1 protein-coding gene and 1 pseudogene are annotated in these 354 nt (G+C 35.3%); both read right to left on the minus strand.

Annotated elements, in window-relative coordinates; genetic code table 11:
• On the minus strand, positions 1-96 hold a 96-nt coding region (locus tag D7V20_RS19600), incomplete at its 3' end, for a CoA-transferase (protein WP_328588418.1).
• Positions 97-240: 144 nt separating this feature from the next.
• Positions 241-354: pseudogene (locus tag D7V20_RS19605) on the minus strand (catechol 1,2-dioxygenase); the annotation flags it as partial.

Consider the following 354-nt stretch of genomic DNA (forward strand, 5'->3'; position numbering starts at 1 on the left):
TTGTCCAGCTGTTCCAAAACCACCAATCATGATGGTTGAGCCATCTGTAATTTGGGAGAGTGCTTCCATCATGGATAATGAACTTTTATTGATCATAGGACTAAACCTTTGTCTATGTTTCTAAATTTCTATGCATAGATGAGTCAAGGCATATCTATACATAGCAATCTAATTTAACTTCAACAGCTATGAGATCAAACGTGATCTCATAGCTTAATGTATTTAATAAAACAATTTTAATTAAGCACTTGCACGACGACGATCGACTTCTGTTGAAGGTGCATCAGTTTGATCTTGAACCAACTCAACATTGAAAGTGATATGTTTAAAAGGTTTGTTTAATCCACGACGAGC

This window comes from Acinetobacter rongchengensis (genome assembly GCF_003611475.1).
GTDB classification, from domain to species: domain Bacteria; phylum Pseudomonadota; class Gammaproteobacteria; order Pseudomonadales; family Moraxellaceae; genus Acinetobacter; species Acinetobacter rongchengensis.